The organism is Xanthobacter albus, assembly GCF_043194895.2.
In the GTDB taxonomy this organism is placed as follows: domain Bacteria; phylum Pseudomonadota; class Alphaproteobacteria; order Rhizobiales; family Xanthobacteraceae; genus Xanthobacter.
In genome coordinates, this window is the sequence record NZ_CM195532.1 from 293,729 (window position 1) to 312,305 (window position 18,577).

General features: G+C 71.4%; 15 protein-coding genes and 1 tRNA gene. 8 read left to right on the forward strand and 8 right to left on the reverse strand.

Features of this window, described 5'->3' with window-relative positions; all coding sequences use genetic code 11:
* Nucleotides 1-2: 2 nt before the first annotated feature.
* Nucleotides 3-1,235 carry a homoserine O-acetyltransferase MetX gene (gene metX, locus V5F75_RS01340; protein ID WP_394034386.1) on the reverse strand — a complete coding sequence of 411 codons (1,233 nt, stop codon included), beginning with the start codon at nt 1,233-1,235 and terminating at the stop codon, nt 3-5.
* Nucleotides 1,236-1,456: 221 nt separating this feature from the next.
* Between metX and V5F75_RS01345 the strand changes: the two genes are divergently transcribed.
* On the forward strand, nt 1,457-1,948 hold the full coding sequence (locus V5F75_RS01345) for a MarR family winged helix-turn-helix transcriptional regulator (RefSeq protein ID WP_394034387.1): 492 nt from the start codon (nt 1,457-1,459) through the stop codon (nt 1,946-1,948).
* A 119-nt stretch (nt 1,949-2,067) separates the two neighbouring features.
* Nucleotides 2,068-2,934 carry a type 1 glutamine amidotransferase gene (locus V5F75_RS01350; RefSeq protein ID WP_394034388.1) on the forward strand — a complete coding sequence of 289 codons (867 nt, stop codon included), beginning with the start codon at nt 2,068-2,070 and terminating at the stop codon, nt 2,932-2,934.
* A 50-nt stretch (nt 2,935-2,984) separates the two neighbouring features.
* Here the strand turns inward: V5F75_RS01350 and V5F75_RS01355 are convergent, their stop codons facing one another.
* Together V5F75_RS01355 and V5F75_RS01360 are read right to left on the reverse strand one after the other, a co-directional pair.
* The gene (locus tag V5F75_RS01355) at nt 2,985-4,268 is read right to left on the reverse strand and encodes an ATP-dependent DNA helicase (RefSeq protein ID WP_394034389.1); all 1,284 of its coding nucleotides are present in this window, start codon (nt 4,266-4,268) and stop codon (nt 2,985-2,987) included.
* A 74-nt stretch (nt 4,269-4,342) separates the two neighbouring features.
* Nucleotides 4,343-5,344: an adenosine kinase gene (locus V5F75_RS01360; protein WP_394034390.1), complete on the reverse strand. Its 1,002-nt coding sequence runs from the start codon at nt 5,342-5,344 to the stop codon at nt 4,343-4,345.
* 247 nt (nt 5,345-5,591) lie between these two features.
* Between V5F75_RS01360 and V5F75_RS01365 the strand changes: the two genes are divergently transcribed.
* From V5F75_RS01365 to V5F75_RS01385, 5 genes are all read left to right on the forward strand, one after another.
* Nucleotides 5,592-6,698, forward strand: a complete 1,107-nt coding sequence (locus V5F75_RS01365; protein WP_394034391.1) for a linear amide C-N hydrolase — start codon at nt 5,592-5,594, stop codon at nt 6,696-6,698.
* Nucleotides 6,699-6,822: 124 nt separating this feature from the next.
* Nucleotides 6,823-8,166 carry a phosphoglucosamine mutase gene (gene glmM / locus V5F75_RS01370; RefSeq protein ID WP_394034392.1) on the forward strand — a complete coding sequence of 448 codons (1,344 nt, stop codon included), beginning with the start codon at nt 6,823-6,825 and terminating at the stop codon, nt 8,164-8,166.
* A 154-nt stretch (nt 8,167-8,320) separates the two neighbouring features.
* Nucleotides 8,321-9,010, forward strand: coding sequence for an outer membrane protein (locus V5F75_RS01375; RefSeq protein WP_394034393.1), 690 nt, complete (start codon nt 8,321-8,323; stop codon nt 9,008-9,010).
* A 22-nt stretch (nt 9,011-9,032) separates the two neighbouring features.
* Nucleotides 9,033-9,794 (forward strand): gamma-glutamyl-gamma-aminobutyrate hydrolase family protein, encoded by a 762-nt coding sequence (locus tag V5F75_RS01380; protein WP_394034394.1) that lies wholly within the window; start codon nt 9,033-9,035, stop codon nt 9,792-9,794.
* Nucleotides 9,795-10,209: 415 nt separating this feature from the next.
* Complete coding sequence (locus tag V5F75_RS01385) at nt 10,210-11,724, forward strand: DUF3300 domain-containing protein (RefSeq protein ID WP_394034395.1); 1,515 nt, start codon at nt 10,210-10,212, stop codon at nt 11,722-11,724.
* Nucleotides 11,725-12,118: 394 nt separating this feature from the next.
* Here V5F75_RS01385 and V5F75_RS01390 read toward each other — a convergent pair whose 3' ends face one another.
* Entirely contained in the window at nt 12,119-12,466 is a 348-nt protein-coding gene (locus V5F75_RS01390) for a tRNA-binding protein (protein ID WP_394034396.1), read from the reverse strand.
* Between the two features lie 199 nt (nt 12,467-12,665).
* Here V5F75_RS01390 and V5F75_RS01395 point away from each other — a divergent pair, with 199 nt between their 5' ends.
* The gene (locus V5F75_RS01395) at nt 12,666-14,576 is read left to right on the forward strand and encodes an ATP-binding cassette domain-containing protein (RefSeq protein WP_394034397.1); all 1,911 of its coding nucleotides are present in this window, start codon (nt 12,666-12,668) and stop codon (nt 14,574-14,576) included.
* 222 nt (nt 14,577-14,798) lie between these two features.
* Here the strand turns inward: V5F75_RS01395 and V5F75_RS01400 are convergent, their stop codons facing one another.
* The 4 genes from V5F75_RS01400 to V5F75_RS01415 form a co-directional block, all read right to left on the reverse strand.
* Nucleotides 14,799-15,686, reverse strand: coding sequence for a LysR family transcriptional regulator (locus V5F75_RS01400; RefSeq protein ID WP_394034398.1), 888 nt, complete (start codon nt 15,684-15,686; stop codon nt 14,799-14,801).
* A gap of 12 nt (nt 15,687-15,698) precedes the next feature.
* Nucleotides 15,699-16,730 carry a YeiH family protein gene (locus V5F75_RS01405; protein ID WP_394034419.1) on the reverse strand — a complete coding sequence of 344 codons (1,032 nt, stop codon included), beginning with the start codon at nt 16,728-16,730 and terminating at the stop codon, nt 15,699-15,701.
* Between the two features lie 503 nt (nt 16,731-17,233).
* Nucleotides 17,234-17,318, reverse strand: a tRNA-Leu gene (locus V5F75_RS01410).
* A 191-nt stretch (nt 17,319-17,509) separates the two neighbouring features.
* On the reverse strand, nt 17,510-18,280 hold the full coding sequence (locus tag V5F75_RS01415; protein WP_394041042.1) for an enoyl-CoA hydratase: 771 nt from the start codon (nt 18,278-18,280) through the stop codon (nt 17,510-17,512).
* Nucleotides 18,281-18,577: the final 297 nt, after the last annotated feature.

Below are 18,577 nucleotides of genomic sequence, written 5' to 3' on the forward strand. Positions count from 1 at the left end.
GCTCACCTCCCGCGCGCGGCCGGCAGGCCGAAGGCCCGCGCCGCGCTGTCGAGGAAGCCGTGGGCGATGGCGCTGAGCTCCGGCTCGTCGAGCAGGAAGGCGTCGTGGCCCTTGTCGCTCTCGATCTCCGCGAACGAGACGCTGGCGCCGGAGGCGTTCAGCGCATGGACGATGGTGCGGGAGTCTTCCGTCGGGAACAGCCAGTCGGAGGTGAAGGAGACGAGGCAGAAGCGCGTCTTCGAGCCCTTGAAGGCGTGTGCGAGCACGCCGTCGTAATCGGCGGCGAGGTCGAAATAGTCCATGGCCCGCGTGACATAGAGATAGGAATTGGCGTCGAAGCGCTGCACGAAGGCCTCACCCTGGTGCCGCAGGTAGCTTTCCACCTGGAAGTCGGCGTCGAAGCCGAAGGTGGGCATGGCGCGGTCCTGCAGCCGGCGGCCGAACTTGCGGTGCAGCGCCTGGTCCGACATGTAGGTGATGTGCGCCGCCATGCGCGCCACCGCGAGCCCGCGCTGGGGCGTCACGCCTTCCGCCAGATAGCGCCCGCCGCGCCAGTCTGGATCGGCCATCACCGCCTGCCGGCCCACCTCGTGGAAGGCGACGTTCTGCGCCGAATGGCGGGCGGCGGTGGCGATGGGCAGCGCCGAGAACACCCGCTCGGGATAGCTCGCGGCCCACTGCAGCACCTGCATGCCGCCCATGGAGCCCCCGGCCACGCACAGCAGCTTCTCGATGCCGAGATGGTCGAGCAGCATGGCCTGGGCGTTCACCATGTCGCGGATGGTGACGAGCGGCATGTCGAGCCCGTAGGGCGCGCCGGTGGCGGGATTGGTGGAGGACGGCCCGGTGGTGCCCATGCAGCCGCCGAGCACGTTGGCGCAGATGACGTAGAAGCGGTCGGTGTCGATGGGGCGGCCCGGCCCCACCATGGTCTCCCACCAGCCCGGCTTGCCGGTCACGGGATTGAGGCTCGCGGCGTGCTGGTCGCCGGTAAGGGCGTGGCACACCAGCACCGCGTTGGTGCGCGCCGCGTTGGGCTCGCCGTAGGTCTGGTAGGCGATCTGGAGGCCGGGCAGCAGCACGCCCGCGTCGAGCCGCAAGGGCTGCGCCGGGCCGAAGCGCGCCACCGGCGAGTGCGGCTCGTCCGCCTCCTGCCGGGCGCGGGCCTCGACGGCGTCTCCAGCCTCGGAGCAGGCCTTCGGGGCGGAGGCATCCGGTGGGACGAACGATGTCATGACCGGAACCAAGCGATGCCCGCGCCCCGCTGTCAAGCACCGCGGCGGCACGCAAACGGGGAAAGCGCCGCCACCTTCGTAAAAATGTAAGCCGGCGCGGAGATAAGAGCGTCGTCGGCCGTGCTCGCGGCGCGGTCGCCGGCACGATTCCCCCCCTCAGGTAGCGCGCGAGGCTCGGCTCGGCGCATGATGGGCCGGGTGGCGTGCGGTTGGGGGAGAGCATGAAGGACCCGTTCGCGAAGACCATCGGCTACCGGCTGAACCACACGGCCCGCCTGCAGCGGGCCCTCTCGGCGCGGCTGCTCAGTGATCTCGGCCTGTTTCCCGGCCAGGAAGCGGTGCTGAAGCTGCTGTCCGAGCAGGACGGCCGCACCATGGGCGACCTCGCCGCCGCCCTGCGGGTGCGCCCGCCCACCGCCTCCAAGACCATCGCGCGCCTCACCAGCCAGGGCCTGGTGGAACGCCGTACCACCGACGGCGACGGCCGTCTGGTACGGGTGTTCCTCACCGATACCGGGCGCGAGCGCGGCACCGCCATCGACGGCGTGTGGGAGGCCCTGGAGAACGAGATCGTCGCCGGGCTGGACGGCAAGGAGCGCAAACGCCTGCGCAAATTGCTGCGCAAGGTGGAGAAGAACCTCGCCGCGCGGCTCGGCACCGACGGCGGCGCCGACGACGAGGCGGACGCTGCGGACGACGACGAGGATATCTGATCCCCGATCAGGCGCAGCCGGGCCGGACGCGGGCGCGCCCGCGTCTTCCGGCGGCATCCTCGCTTTCGTCAAAATGCGCCGTATCCTGCGGCGACCTCTCCCGGAAGCCGTAGGGAATCATGGCCGCCCCCCGCCTGCTCGTCGTCGAAGGAAACACCGCCGAAGCCCGTGCCCGACAGATCCATTTCGGTGGACAGGCCGCAAGCGAGGGCTACGCCCAGCTCCTGCGCGAGCTGGCGCCGGGTGCCGTGGTGGACATCTGCTACCCCGCCGATCCCGGCGCCAACCTGCCGGACGGCGGCGGGCTAGAGGGCTATGACGGCATCGCCGTCACCGGTTCCTCGCTCAACATCTACAACGGCGGGCCGGCGGTGGAGCAGCAGATCGGCCTCATCCGCGCGGCCTTCACCACCGGGGTGCCCCTGTTCGGCAGCTGCTGGGGGCTGCAATTGCTCACGGTGGCCGCCGGCGGCAGCGTGCGGCTCAACCCGCGCGGACGGGAGGTGGGCTTCGGCCGCCGCATCCGCCAGACCGCCGAAGGCGCAGGCCACGACCTGTTCGCGGACAAGCCGCCCGTGTTCGAGGCCATGACCGTGCATCTCGACGAGGTGGAGGCCCTGCCGGAGGGCGCGCGCCTGCTCGCCACCAACGACCATTCCCAGGTGCAGGCAGCCGAGATCCCCGCCGGGCGCTCCATGTGCTGGGCGGTGCAATACCACCCCGAATATCCCTTCCGGGAGATGGCCGCCATCTTCCGCCGGCTGCGCCCCTCGCTGGTGGCGGAGGGCTTCTTCCTGGACGAGGAGGAGGAGGCCGCCTTCATCGCCGACCTCGAACATTTCGAGCGCGAGCCGGGCAACCGGTCGCTGGCGTGGCGCTGCGGCATCGACGGGGCGGTGATCTCGAAGGCGGTGCGCACCATCGAGATCCGCAACTGGGTGGAACGGCTGGTGCTGCCCACCCGCGCCGCCCGCGGGCGGGGCTGAGGGCCTCGCCTTCGAGCGGTGCGGCGTAACCGAAACACGAAGGGCTTGGCTCAGTCCTCCCCCGCCTCGAACGCCTCCATATAGGCGGCGACCCGCCGGTCCACCCGCACGTCCGAGCCGCGGATGGCCCGCACCAGGGAGAGCCCCTCCAGGGAGCGGGCGCGGGAGAGCGCCACATAGGCCTGCCCCGGCGCGAACGCGCCTTCGCCGAAATCGATGCGCACGTCGTCCAGGGTCAGGCCCTGGGCCTTGTGCATGGTGAGCGCCCAGGCGGGGGCGAGGGGGAGCTGGGTGTAGGTGCCCACCACCTGCGCCTCGATGCGCCCGGCCGGCTCGTCCCAGCCGTAGCGGACACGCTCCCAGGTGAAGGCCTCGATCTCCACCGTGGGTCCGGCGTCGAGCTTCACCAGGGCGCTGAAGGGGCCGAGGCCCACCACCGTGCCCACCGAGCCGTTCACCCAGCGCCGGGCGGGATCGTTGCGCAGCGCCATCACGCGGGCGCCGCGCTTCAGCACCAGCTTCTCAGCCACCGGCAGGCGGTCCCCCTCCAGGCCGAACTCGCCCTTGAGCACACCGGAGAACGCGCGCCCCTCGTCCGGCAGCGCCGCGAGGCCGCGGGCGTTGTAGGCATCGGCGCGGGCGTTGGTGGGCGTGAGCAGCACCGGCATGGTCCCCTCGCGATGGGGCCGCACGCAGGCCGCGTTCAGCGCTTCCGCCGCATCCCGCGCGCCGCGCCCGCGCCGCAGGGCGTCGAGCATGGCGACGAAGGCGCGGTCGGTCTGCCGGTGCACGTGAGTGAAGGGCACGCCGGCGGCCTGCCGCTCCGCCAGCGCCTTGGCGTGGAAGGCGAAGGGCCCCTCATAGCCCATGCGCTCCAGCATCTCCTGCTCGGCCATGGGCACCACGGGGGGAAGCTGCAGGAAGTCGCCCACCAGCACCATCTGCACGCCGCCGAACGGCTCGGACGTATCGCGGGCGATGCGCAGCGAGATGTCCACGGCGTCCAGGAGGTCGGCGCGCACCATGGAGATCTCGTCGATCACCACCCGGTCCAGCTTCTTCAGCAGGCGCCGCACCTGCACGCGCGGCTTCACCTCGTCCGGATTGAGCAGGCGGGGCGGGATGCCGAAGAAGGAGTGGATGGTCTGCCCGCCCACCTGCAGCGCCGCCACCCCGGTGGGCGCCAGGAACACCTGGCGACCGGAAGGATTGCGCCGCAGCTCGTGGAGGAAGGTGGTCTTGCCCGTGCCCGCGCCGCCCAGCACCATCAGGGTGGGCGTCCGCGCGGTGAGCGCGGCGAGCGCGCGGCCCGCCTGCCCGCCGGGGTCGGCCATGGGGCTAGCGACCGGGCCACCGGCGGAACCGCCCGGCGCGCCGGGAACCGGCGGCCCACCCGCCTCGGGGCCGCTCACGAGAGCAGGCCGGCCTCGCGGGCGAGGTCGAGGAGGTTGCGCTGCGGCCGGGCGCCGAGCTGGGTGATGATCTCCCCCGCCGCCAGGGCGCCGATGCGCAGGCTGGTGGCCGGATCGAGGCCGCGGGTGTAGCCGGAGAGGAAGCCGGCGGCGAAGAGATCGCCGGCGCCGGTGGTGTCCACCACCCGCTCCACCGGCGTGGCCGGCACGCTCACCACCGCACCGGCGGTGACGAAGGAAGCGCCCTTCTCCGAGCGCGTCACCACCGCCTCGGCGGCATCCTTGCGCAGGGCCACCAGAGCGGTATCGAAATCGGCGGTCTCGTAGAGGGACTTCAGCTCCGCCTCGTTGCAGAAGACGAGATCGACCGTGCCGGAGCGGACCAGCTCCAGGAACTCGGCGCGGTAGCGGTCCACGCAGAAGGAATCCGAGAGCGTGAGCGCCACCTTGCGGCCGGCGCCGTGGGCGATGCCGGCGGCGGTCAGGAACGCCTCCTTGGCGGCCGGCGGGTCCCACAGGTAGCCTTCGAGATAGGTGACGGCGGCGCCTTCCACCACATTCTTGTCGATGTCGGCGGCGGTGAGGTCCTGGGCGGCGCCGAGGAAGGTGTTCATGGTGCGCTCGCCGTCGGGCGTCACCATGATGAGGCAGCGGGCGGTGGCGGCGCCGTTCCGGGCGGAGGCGGTGGCATAGGCGACGCCGGCCGCGCGGATGTCGTGGCCGAACACGGTTCCGAGCGCATCGTCCCGCACCTTGCCGATGAAGCCGGCGCGCGCGCCGAGGGCCGCGACACCCACAGCCGTGTTGGCCGCCGAGCCGCCGGAGATTTCCGTGCCCGGCCCCATGGCGCCGTAAAGCGCCTCGGCGCGGGGCTCGTCGATGAGGGCCATGCCGCCCTTGTTCATCTCGTGGGCGGCGAGGAAATCGTCCTCGGCACGCGCGAGCACGTCGACGATGGCGTTGCCGATGGTGAGGACGTCGAGGGTGGAAGCGGACACGGGCGGCGATCTCCGAGGAAGCGACGCGGAGCGGTAGCACCGCCGGAGGGTGATGCGCAACGGCGCGTTAACCCTGCCCCGACCGCGCGGGCCGGGCGGAAGCGGCGCGGCTGCCCCGGGCCACGCCTGCCGCTATAAAGACCGCGGGCGGCATCGCCGGCGCGCAACCCGAGCGAACAGAGGCCAGGGACCTGCATCCGCCATCCTCCGAAACGGGAAGCGCCGTCTGAACGAAAAGGGACATCCCATGCGCAAAATCATGAATGCGGCCGCGGCCCTGCTGGCCGGCACCGCCCTCCTGAGCCAGGGCCTCGCCGCATCCGCCTGCACCTCCCTGCTGCTGACCGCCGCCGACGGCGGCCACGTCTATGGCCGCACCATGGAGTTCGGCCTGCCCCTCAAGTCCCAGGCCATGGTGATGCCGCGCAACATCGCGATCACCGGCACCGGCCCCTCGGGCGAGGCGAACAGCGGCCTCAAATGGACCACGAAGCACGGCGTGGTCGGCCTCAACGCCCTGAGCCTGAACGTCTACATCGACGGCATGAACGAGAAGGGCCTTGCCGGCGGCGGGCTCTACCTGCCCGATCTCGCGCAGTTCCAGGAGGTCGCGCCGGCCGAGGCGAAAAACTCCATCGCCTCCTATGAGCTGCTGACCTACGTGCTCACCTCCTTCGCCACGATCGCGGAGGTGAAGGAGGGACTGCCGAAGATCAAGGTGAACACCGCGCCGCAGGCGACCTTCAAGGCGCCCGTGCCGCTGCACCTCACCCTGCACGACGCCACCGGCGCCAGCCTGGTGGTGGAGTATATCGGCGGCGCGCTGCGCATGCACGACAACCCCACCACCGTGCTCACCAACGCGCCCGCCTTCGACTGGCACCTCGCCAACCTCGGCCAGTACGTGAACCTCTCGGCGGTGGAGCCCGCCCCCATGAAGGCGGGGTCGCTCACCCTTGCCGCCCCCTCCACCGGCGCCGGCCTGCACGGCCTGCCCGGCGACATGCTCTCCCCCTCGCGCTTCGTGCGCGCCTTCTTCTTCGCCCGCAACGCGCCGCAGCCGGCCACCGCTGCCGAGGGCGTGACCACCGTGCGCCACATCATGAGCTCGTTCGACATCCCGCCCGGCGCGGTGGTGACGAGCGCCGGCTCGTCCACGGGCGGCGGCGTCGCGGGCTATGAGACCACCGAATGGACGGTGGTCGCCGACATGAAGAACCTGCGCTACTTCTTCGCCACCTACGACAACCAGCAGCTGCGCGAGCTCGACATCGCGAAGGTGAAGCTCGACGGCACCGCCCCCGCTGTCTTCCCCATCGACCAGAAGGCGACCGCCATACCGCTCGGCCGGTGAGGCACGCCCTCGCGCGCGTCAGGCGCGGTCACGAGATGTGATCGCGCAACGGGCGCGGGGATGGTAAGGCATCAAGATTACGGGCCGGGCCCGCAGGCCCGGCTCCACTCATGCGTGAGGACACATGTCGCGCAAGTATTTCGGGACCGACGGGGTGCGCGGGCGCGCCAATGCGACGCTCACCGCCGATATCGCGCTCCGGGTCGGCATGGCCGCCGGCCTCGCCTTCCAGCGCGGGGAGCACCGCCACCGGGTGGTGATCGGCAAGGACACGCGCCTCTCCGGCTACATGATCGAGAACGCGCTGGTGGCCGGCTTCACCTCCGTGGGCATGGAGGTGCTGCTGCTCGGCCCCATGCCGACCCCGGCGGTGGGCCTGCTCACCCGCTCCATGCGCGCCGATCTCGGGGTGATGATCTCCGCCTCCCACAACCCGTTCGACGACAACGGCATCAAGCTGTTCGGGCCCGACGGATACAAGCTCTCCGACGAGGTGGAGCGGGAGATCGAGAGCCTGATCGACCAGGATCTCTCCCGCCGCCTCGCCAAGCCCGCCGAGATCGGCCGCGCCCGGCGCCTGGAGGGCGTGCACGCCCGCTACATCGAATATGCCAAGGGCACCCTGCCCCGCGACCAGAAGTTCGAGGGCCTGCGCGTGGTGGTGGACTGCGCCAACGGCGCCGCCTATCGCGTCGCGCCCGAAGCCCTGTGGGAGCTGGGCGCGGAGGTGGTGGCCATCGGCGTCGAGCCGGACGGCCTCAACATCAACCGTGACGTGGGCTCGACCTCGCCGGAGGCGCTGAGCGCCAAGGTGCGCGAGGTGCGCGCCGACATCGGCATCGCCCTCGACGGCGACGCCGACCGGGTGATCCTGGTGGACGAGAAGGGCCACATCGTGGACGGCGACCAGCTCATGGCGGTGGTGGCCGAGAGCTTCAAGGCGGACGGGCGCCTCGCCGGCAACGGCGTCGTCGCCACCGTCATGTCGAACCTGGGGCTGGAGCGCCACCTCGCCGCCCAGGGCATCGGCCTCGCCCGCACCGCCGTGGGCGACCGCTACGTGCTGGAGCGCATGCGGGCGGAGGGCTACAACGTAGGCGGCGAGCAGTCCGGCCACCTGATCCTCACCGATTTCTCCACCACCGGCGACGGCCTGGTGGCGGCGCTGCAGGTGCTCGCCGTGGTGGCCCGCCAGGGCCGGCCGGTGTCGGAGGTCTGCCACCGCTTCGATCCCCTGCCCCAGGTGCTGAAGAACGTGCGCTACGGCGCGGGCATGCCCCTGGAGGACGCGGGCGTGCAGAGCACCATCGCCGACGCCGAGCGGCGGCTCGCCAACCGCGGCCGCCTGCTGATCCGCCGCTCGGGCACCGAGCCGGTGATCCGCGTGATGGGCGAGGGCGACGACCGCGACCTGGTGGAGGAAGTGGTGGACGAGGTCATCGGCGCGCTGAAGCGCGTCGCCGCCTGACATCAGGAGCCCGCAGCCCCCGCCTCAAGCCCGCGGCACGCCTCGACCTTCGGGGTTCCGGCGGGGGCTCTTAACCTCTCGTCAGGGTTAATCCGCCCTTAAGGCATGCCATGCGAGGCTCCCTCCATCGAGGCAGCGATGCGATGGGTGCGTGATGTGGCGTTCGGTTCCCGCTCTGGCGGCGGCTCTCCTCCTTGTTCCGGCCGCCGCCGCGCATGCCGGTGACGACCTGCCGCTGCTCGGCCGGGCGGGAGACTTCTCCCTCGCCCCGCCGGAGGTGGGGGAGGAGGACGCGGCCGGCTGGTACGTCCGCGCCGATGCCGGCTACGTGGGGGCCCACGTGAGCGGCGGGTTCAACGACCTGTTCGTCTCGTCCCTGCCCGGCTCCTCGGGCGCTTCGTCCGGCTGGTCCGTCGGCGGCGGGCTCGGCTACCGCTTCACGCCCTGGCTGCGGGCGGAGGTGGGCATCGACCATCTCGACCTCGGCGGGGTGAACACGGTGCTGGGCCGGTTCGAGGCGGATTCCACCGTCGCCCTCGCCAGCGTCTACTGGGACATCGTGACCTTCGCCGGCGTCACGCCCTATGTGGGCGGCGGCGCGGGCTTCGCCATCGACAGCATCTCGCCGCCCGCCGCCTTCCCCTCCCCCGGCGCCGACTGGCGCTTCGCCTGGACCCTGGGGGCGGGCCTCTCCTATGCGCTCTCCAGCGCCTGGACCATCGACCTCGGATACCGCTATGTGAGCCTCGGCGCGCCGGATCTTCCCGGCGTGCCCGGCGTGGGCATCGATGCCCTCGGCGCCCACCAGGTGCGCATCGGCGTGCGCTACAGCCTGGGGGAATGAGCGCGTTTCCGGAGTGCGAGGGATGGCTGAAAGCAAGCCCCTGGTGGCCGTGGTCGGCGACCTGAAGGACGAGACCGACCTGCCCTATTTCATGGTGGGCGAGAAATACGTGCGCGCCGTCTATGACTTCGCCGGCTGCCTGCCGGTGATGGCGCTGCCGGTGATGGCGCCCGAGGCGTTCGACGCCGACATCGCGGCCCTGGTCGGCCATGCGGACGGCTTCCTCTTCACCGGCAGCCCCTCCAACGTGCATCCCAGCCACTGGAACGGGCCGGAGGACGCGCCGGGCCCGTTCGATCCCTCCCGCGACCGGTTCGCGCTGGCGCTCATCCGGGCGGCGGTGGCGCGGGGCGTGCCGGCGCTGTTCATCTGCCGCGGCTTCCAGGAACTCAACGTCGCCCTCGGCGGCACGCTGCACGCGCGCCTCGCCGAGGTGCCCGGCCGCATGGACCACCACGCCCCCACGGAGGGGCCCATGGACCTGCAATACGGTCCCGTGCACCAGGTGGAGGTGACCTCCGGCTCGCCGCTCGCCGCCACCTTCGGCGCTCCGCGCTTCGCCGTGAACTCCCTGCACTACCAGGGGCTGGACACGGTGGGGGCGGGCCTCTCGGTGGAGGCGCGCGCGCCGGACGGCACCATCGAGGCGGTGTCGCTGCGCGATCACCCCTTCGCCGTGGGCGTGCAGTGGCATCCCGAATACAAGCCCAGCCAGAACGCCCCGAGCGCGCGCCTGCTCGCCGCCTTCGGCGACGCCGTGCGCGCCCGCCGCGCCGCCCGCTGAGGCGGATCCGGCACGCGGGCCCGGCGTCTGGAATTGCCAGAAGACGGCGACCTGGCGCGGGCTTCGGCGAAGCGGCGGCGGCGGGACGTGCCCGGAATCACGTTCAGGCGAAATGGCGCAGGTGCGCGCCAAGGCCATGCGCGGGTCCAGGAGCCCGATACCAAAGGCCCATGAGTGGCCTGATGGGCCTTTGGTTCAGCCCGCGCGGCGCTTGAGCGTACCCGCCTGGCACCGGCCTGAGACCGGGGCCGATGGCATATGGCGATAACCGAGGCGGAGACACGCGGGACGCGCTCCATGCCGGCTGGACCCGGCGTCCCGGGCCTGTGCCGGCCATCCCAACATTGATCCATCACCTTGCGCGCGGGCGCGGGGCAGCGTTGGATGGCCGGCCAGGAAGATGCGGGAGACAGGAATGACGAGCCCCGTTCGCAGGAAGGGCCCGCCGGCGTGGGCGGGCAACTGGTCGCGCATGGCGGTCGCGGCGGTGTTCGGCTGGTCCGCCGCGCTCGGCCCGGCCCTGGCGCAGACGGCGGCCGGCGCGCCGACCCAGCCGGGCGCGCCACCCGCCACCCAGGCCCCTCCGGCGCCCGCGCCCGAGGCGGCACCGGCCGTGCCCGCCGCGACGGCGATGCCACCCGTTCCCGCCCAGGTGCCGGCCGCCGCGGCGACAACCCCGGCTGCCGATCTCTACACCCTCGCCGAGCTGGAATACCTGCTGGCGCCGGTGGCGCTCTACCCGGACCCCCTGCTGGCCATCCTGCTGCCCGCCGCGGCCTTTCCCGACCAGATCGTGGAAGCGTACCGCTGGGTGGAGCGCAACCCCAACACCGCCCGCACAGGCTCCCTCTCCGCCCTCGACGACAAGGCCTGGGACGCCTCGGTGAAGGCGCTCACGCGCTTCCCGGACGTGCTCCGCCAGCTCCACCAGCACATGGAGTGGACCGAATCCCTCGGCTACGCCTTCATCCACCAGCCGCAGGATGTCTCCACCGTGGTGCAGATGCTGCGCGCCCAGGCGGAGAAGGTGGGCAACCTCGCCTCCACGCCGCAGCAGGTGGTGACGACCCGCGAGGACGCCGGGCAGCGCACCATCTACATCCAGCCCGCCAACCCGGAGCGCATCTACGTTCCCGTCTATAACCCGAGCACCGCGTTCGACACCTTCGCGGTCGGCGCCCTGGGCTTCGGCGCGGGCGTTCTGGTGGGCTCGGCCTGGAACAACCGCTGGGGCTGGAACAACCGGGGCTGGAACACCATCTGGGTGCCGCCGCCGGCCTGGCACCGCCCACCCCACTGGGGCTGGGGGCCGGGACCCGGACCGCGCCCGCGTCCGCCCGCCTGGGGCCCCGGCCCCTGGCAGCCGCGCCCGCCGAACGTGAACCGGCCCGGCCGCCCCAATCCGCCCGCCATGCGCCCGCCGACCCGGCCGGGCGGCGGCACCTGGACCGGAAACCGCCCCGGCACGCCGCCGGGCGGCGGCCGGCCGATCATCAACAGGCCGGAGATCAACATCAACCAGCCGGGCAACAGCGGGACGATCATCAACCGGCCCGGCAATCGCCCGGACATCAACCGGCCGAACTTCAACCGGCCGGAGAACCGGCCGGGCGCCAACCGGCCGAACATCAACCGCCCGGAGAACAGGCCCAACGTCAACCGGCCGGTGAACCCGCCCGGCGCCAACCGCCCCGGCGTCAATCGTCCGGAGAACAGGCCCAACGTCAACCGACCCGCCGCCAACAGGCCCAATGTCAACCGGCCGGCGAACCGCCCCAATGCCGGGCAGCACCGGCCGGTGAACCGGGCCCAGGTCCAGCAGCGGGCGCAGCAGCGCGCGGGCGCGCAGCATCAGGTGCGGCAGCGGCAGCAGGCTCGCCCGCAGCAGCACGCCCGGCCGCGGCCCGGCGGCGGGCGCCACGCCCGCTGATCGCGGTCCGCGACGAAGCGCCAGCGCGCCGCCCCTTCCCCGCCACACGGGGAAAGGGGCGGCCGCTCCGATGGGCGGGAACCGCGGGGGCCGGCCCGGAGATCCACGGTGGCGCCTCGTCCACGGGGCGACGCCCCTGTTGTCCGCTCTCCGGCGGGACCGGCAACGGGACGCCGACCGGTCCTGAGCCGGATCGGCACTCAAAAATTCTCATTGCGTCTGGGCGCGCCCGGCCCCTCCCCTGCGGGCGGCAGAGGAAAGGGGCTCGTCCACAGCCGCCCCATGCCGGGCGGCCAGAGCGTTTTCCGTTCACCCCGGCTCACGGACAACGCCATAAGCTATTGAGTTTACGCGTTTTTCATGCAGAGCGGTGTCCGCCCCGCTTGAAAATACGCTAGAACAGCCGCCCGCCATTGGGCACCGGCCGGGTCGGGGAGACCAGCACCACCGCGCCCTCGGCATCCGGGAAGCCGAGGGTCAGCACCTCCGACATGAAGGGCCCGATCTGGCGCGGCGGGAAGTTCACCACCGCCGCCACCTGCCGGCCCACCAGTTCCTCGGCGGCGTAATGCACCGTGATCTGCGCCGAGGAGCGCTTCACGCCGATCTCCGGCCCGAAATCGATGCTGAGCCTGAAGGCGGGCTTGCGCGCCTGCGGAAAGGGCTCGGCCGCCACGATGGTGCCGACCCGGATGTCCACCTTCAGGAAATCGTCAAAGGAAAGGGGTTCCCGCGCGCTCAAGGCCGCCTCCGTCGCCTGGTTCCGGCGCCGGGTATAGCAATGTCCCGCGCGCCCGGCTGCAGATGGCCGCGCGCGCATATCCGCCGGTGGGGCGCCCGCGCGCGGCCTGCCATGCGCGGCGCGCCGCCCGCGCCCCGTCCCCGCGCCCCGTCCTCGCGCCCCTTGCCCGCCATCGCCGGGCCTGCGAAAAGGCGCAGCCATGATCGTTCTCGACGATATTTCCCTGCGCCTCGCCGGCCGCCTGCTCATCGACCACGCCTCCGTCGCCATCCCCGAGAATGCGCGGGTGGGCGTGGTGGGGCGCAACGGCTCGGGCAAGACCACCCTGTTCAAGGCCCTGGTGGGCGAACTGGAGCTGGAGAGCGGCGCCGTCCGCCTGCCCAACCGCACCCGCATCGGCCGCGTGGCCCAGGAGGCCCCCGCCGGCCCCGACAGCCTCATCGCGCGCGTGCTCGCCGCAGACACCGAGCGCGCCGCGCTGCTGCAGGAGCGCGAGACCACCACCGATCCCATGCGCATGGGCGAGATCGAGCACCGCCTCATCGACATCGACGCCCACTCGGCCCCGGCGCGGGCGGCCACCATCCTCGCCGGCCTGGGCTTCGACGAGAGCGCGCAGAGCCGGCCCTGCTCGGAATTCTCCGGCGGCTGGCGCATGCGCGTGGCCCTCGCCGCCCTGCTGTTCACCGAGCCGGACCTGCTGCTGCTGGACGAGCCCACCAACTATCTCGACCTCGAAGGCACGCTCTGGCTCCAGGACTATCTCGCGCATTATCCGCGCACGGTCATCCTCATCAGCCACGATCGCGACCTGCTGGATTCGTCGGTGGACCACATCCTCCACCTCACCGGCCAGAAGCTCACGCTCTACAAGGGCGGCTTCACCTCCTTCGACCGCCAGCGGCGCGAGCGGCTGCTGCAGGACCAGAAGGCGCGCAAGAAGCAGGAGGCCCAGCGGGCGCACATGGAGGCGTTCGTGACCCGCTTCCGCGCCTCGGCCACCAAGGCCAAGCAGGCGCAATCGCGCCTCAAGGCCCTCGCCCGGCTGGAACCGCTGGCGGCCCAGGTGAGCGAGGATGCGGCGGCCATCTCCATCCGCCATCCCGAGCGCCTGCTCTCCCCACCCATCCTCGTGCTGGAAAAGGCGGCGGTGGGCTATGTGCCCGGCAAGCCCATCCTGCGCAATCTCGACCTGCGCATCGATGAGGACGACCGCATCGCCTTGCTCGGCCCCAACGGCAACGGCAAGTCCACCTTCGCCAAGCTGCTGGCCGATCGCCTCGCCACCGACAGCGGCCGCATGGTGCGCGCCGACAAGCTGGAGGTGGCCTATCTGGCCCAGCACCAGCTCGACGAGCTGCGCCCGGGCGACAGCCCCGTCGAGCACGTGCGCCGGCTGATGCCCGACGCGCCGGAAGCGAGGGTGCGGGCGCGGGCGGCGGAGATGGGCTTCTCCGGCGGCGCGGGCGACACCAAGGTCTCCGCCCTCTCCGGCGGCGAGAAGGCGCGCCTGCTGCTGGGCCTCGCCACCTTCAACGGCCCGCACCTGCTGATCCTCGACGAGCCCACCAACCATCTCGACATCGAGGCGCGCGCCGCGCTCATCGAGGCGCTGAACGACTTTCCCGGCGCGGTCATCCTCATCTCCCACGACCGCTACCTGCTGGAAGCCTGCGCGGAACGGCTGTGGCGGGTCTCCGGGGGCACCGTGAAGCCCTATGACGGCGACCTCGACCAGTATCGCCGCGAGGTGCTCTCCAAGGCCGACGGCGACCGCATGACCGCCGACGGCCGCAAGGACAAGGCTCGGGAGAAGGCCCAAGAGAAGGCCCAAGAGAAGGCAGGGGCGGAAGCCACGCCCGAGCCGAAGCGCCGCATCGCCACCGGACCGCTCAAGAAGCGCATCCGCGAGCTGGAGGCCCAGGTGGAGAAGCTGGAAAAGGAGATCGCCCGGCTCGACGCCCGGCTCGCGGATCCCGAGCTTCACGCCAAGGCGCCTCTGGATGCCGCCGGCTTCGCGAAGGCGCGCAACACCGCCTCCGAGGCCCTCGCCAAGGCCGAGGAGGAATGGCTGGCCGTGAGCGCCGAGCTGGAAGAGGCGGGCGGCTGAGGCCGCGGGACGCGCGCGCCGGGGCCGTCCCTCATCCCATCGGCCCGGTCCCTGGCCGGCGCCGGGCGGGTTTCTCCAAATGCCGGGCAGGCCCGACCGGAGCATTTTCAAGCGAAGTGGATTCCGGTTCGCTTGAAACGTGATCTCCAAAATCTGGAGAGTCTGCCGCGCGTTACACGAGTGGAAAGCGCTCCAGGAGGTCCGTGAAGAGGCCTCAACGGGTCAGTCCGCCGGGCCGCGCGCCAGCTCCAGCAGGGCCGCGGCGGCCCGCGAGTGGTAGCGGTCCGCGTGGCGCAGGGCGTGGAAGCTGCGCGGCGGCAGGGTCAGCGGCAGGCGCGCCAGCGTGCCCGCCGTCAGCTCCGCCCGCGCGGCGAGATCGGAGATCACGGTGGCGCCGGCCCCCGCGATCACCGCGCTGAGCACCGCCTCGTTGGAGGGCAGCTCCAGCACCACCCGCAGCCGCTCCGGCCCGATGCCCGCCCGCGCCAGCGCGCTCTCGAACATCTGGCGGGTGCCCGAGCCCGCCTCGCGCAGCACGAACGGCAGCTGCGGCAGCTCCTCGGGCGTGATGCGGGCCCGCCCCACCCAGGGGTGGCCGGCGGGCACCACCAGCACCAGCCGGTCGCCGGGAAGGGTGCTGCGCGCGAGCAGCACATCGTTCACCTCGCCCTCCACGAAGCCGAGGTCCACCTCCCCCTCCAGCACCGCCGCGGCGACCTGCGCCGTGTTGCCCACGGAGAGGGAGATCTCGATCTCCGGATGGCGCGCATGGAAGCGATAGAGCCGGGGCCCAAGCCAGTAGTTCGCGATGGTCTGGCTGGCCTTGAGGGCGAGGCGGCCGCGCCTTAGGCCGGAGAGGTCCGCAAGCACGGTTTCGGCCACCTCCACCCGCGCGAGAATGGCGCGGGCCTCCGGCAGGAACAGCGTGCCCGCGTCCGTCAGCTCGATGCGCCGCCCCACCCGGTGGAACAGCGCCACCCCGCAGGAGGCCTCCAGCGCCGCCACCGAGGCGCTCACCGCCGATTGCGTCATGTGGAGGCGCTCGGCGGCGCGCGTCATGTGCAGGTGCTCGGCCACCATGGTGAACACCCGCAGCTGTTCCAGCGTCATCGGCCCATCGCGTCAGTTCATGAAGACGGCGATCAGGATAAAGCTCAGCGCCGAGATGAAAAGCCAGGCAGCGGCGCCGAGCATGAGCGGGCGCAGGCCCTTCATGCGCAGCTTGCGGATGTCGGTCTCCAGGCCCATGGCGCCGAGCGCCACCGCCAGCAGGAAGGTGGTGAGGGTGACGAGCGGGGCCTTCACCTCCGCCGGCACCAGCCCGGCGCTGTTCACCATCACCATGGCGATGAAGCCGAACACGAACCACGGCACCGGCGGCTTGGCGTGGTGGGCGTCCTGGTCGCCGCGCGCCTTCCACAGGGCGGCCGCGCCCAGGCCCAGCACCAGCGGCGCCAGCAGCATCACCCGCGAGAGCTTGGCCACGGTGCCGAACTCTCCCGCCTGCTGCCCACCCTGGAAGGCGGCGGCCACCACCTGCGCCACCTCGTGGATCGAGGCGCCGGTCCACAGGCCGTAGGCGTGCGCATCAAAGCCGGTATAGGGCAGGAGCACCGGCATCAGCAGCATCGAGAGCGAGCCGAACACCGTGACGCACGCCACCGCATAGGCCACGTCCTCATCCGAGCCGCGGGTGACCGTGTTGGTGGCGATCACCGCCGAGGCGCCACACACCGAGGTGCCGGCCGCGATCAGCTCCGCGAGCCTGGCCTCCACGCCCATCAGCCGGCCGAGCCAGCGGGTGGTGAAGAAGGTGGCCGCCAGCGTCACCGCCACGATGCCGAAGCCCACCACGCCCACCGTGCGCACCTGCGCGAAGGTGAGCTGGAGCCCCAGCAGCACCACCGCGAAGCGCAGCACCCGCCGCAGCGCGAACTTCACGCCCGCCGTGGCCGCGCGGGGGGTACCGACGATGTTGTGGTAGGCCATGCCGATCAGGATGGCGATGACGAGCGGGCTCACCAGCCCCAGGCCCGGCAGCAGCCGCACCGCATAGGCGGCACCGGCGATGACGCAGGTGACCGCCAGGCCGGGAACGATGCCCTCCCGCAGCTGCCGCAGGACTGGAGCGCCGGCGCCCGCCGGAGTGTCCATGGGAGTGTCGGCGGTGGTGGGATGCTCGACCATGATGATGCCCTCGAAATGCGGGGGCACCATCGCGGAAGGATTTCAATCAATCCAACTCGTTATATTTCTACATTCAATTATTGAAATCGATTGATTTCCGCGCATGACGACACGGAGGCGCCGGCACTGAAATCGGCCCGCCGCTTTGGCCCCTGAAAAGCGGCTCTCTGCGACGTAGGCTTTTCGCCTTTGGAGGATGGCGCAGAGGAAACACAAGCTTAGCGGAGAGCGGCCTCAGCGCGGCCGGCCATCGCCATCGAAGCGCTTGCAGGGCTTCTCCGTCGGCGTTGCGTTGCGCAAGGCCGTGTCCGTGAGCGGCATCCGCAGGCACCCCCCGCCGGCATAGGCGCGATGCTTGCACACACACCGGATGCGACGGGACCTCACGAGCCCGGCAGCTGACGCCGACGCGTCGATCGCTTGATGTGCTTGAGCTTTCAGATGCTCTCAGACCGTTGTGGGAGAGCAAATGGTGCCCAGGAGAGGACTCGAACCTCCACGGCTTTCACCACTGGTACCTGAAACCAGCGCGTCTACCAATTCCGCCACCTGGGCTCCCTGTGCAGGGAGCGCGACAGATACGGGGGGTGGCTGGGCTTGTCAACACGGCCATGGGCGTGGCCGCGAAGAAATCCCCTTGTCCACAGGCCCGGCCCCGCCCGGTGCCGGGCAAGGCCCGCGCGGCGCGCGAGGGTGCGCGCCGCGCGGAGAAGGATGAGCCCGGCGGGCGCGGGCCCGCCCCGGCCTCAGCGGCGGAAGTTCGGCGGGCGCTTCTCGATGAAGGCGCTCATGCCCTCCTTCTGGTGCTCCAGCGCGAACATGGCCTGGAACACCCGGCGCTCGAAGCGGATGCCCTCCGCCAGCGTCGTCTCATAGGCCCGGTTCACGCTCTCCTTGGTCTGCATCGCCACCGTCGTCGACATGTCGGCGATGGTCTTGGCCACGGCGAGCGCCTCGCCCACCAGGTCCGCCGCCGGCACCACGCGCGAGACCAGGCCCGCCCGCTCCGCCTCGGCCGCCCCCATCAGGCGGCCGGTGAGGCACATCTCCATGGCCTTCGACTTGCCCACGAACCGCGTCAGCCGCTGGGTGCCGCCCGCCCCCGGCATCACCCCGAGCTTGATTTCCGGCTGGCCGAACTTGGCGGTGTCCGCCGCCAGGATGAAGTCGCACATCATGGCCAGCTCGCAGCCCCCGCCCAGCGCGAACCCCGCCACCGCCGCGATCACCGGCTTGCGCACCCGCGACAGGCGCTCCCACGAGGTGATGAAGTCGTCGTCATAGCTCGCGGGGTAGGTGAGCGCGTGCATCTCCTTGATGTCGGCGCCGGCGGCGAACGCCTTCTCCGAGCCGGTGATGACGATGCAGCCGATGTCCGCGTCCGCCTCGAACGCGTCGAGCACCACGTTGAGCTCGCCGATGAGATCGGAATTGAGCGCGTTCAGCGCCTGCGGCCGGTTGAGCCGGATCAGCCCCACGCGATCGTGCCGCTCCACAAGCAGTGTCTCGAATGACATTCCCATCTCTCCCCGTCGCCGCCCGGTGCAGGCGGATTCGTTCAGCCTCAAGGCGTGCGGGACAGGTCTAGAGCATTTTCAGGCGAAGTGGATTCCGGTTTGCGCGAAGAAAACGCGTGATCTCCGGAATCCGGGGCGGTCGCCGCAGGCCGGTGCGCGCGGGACATGCCCTGGAGCGTTTCCCCGTCTGATGGAATCGGCCAGAGGCGATGGCTTTCCGGATTGGCGCGCGTTCTTCACGCGCGCCGGATTGCGCCGCGCTCGAAACCGCGCGTGCACGCCGAGCCGGGGGCAACG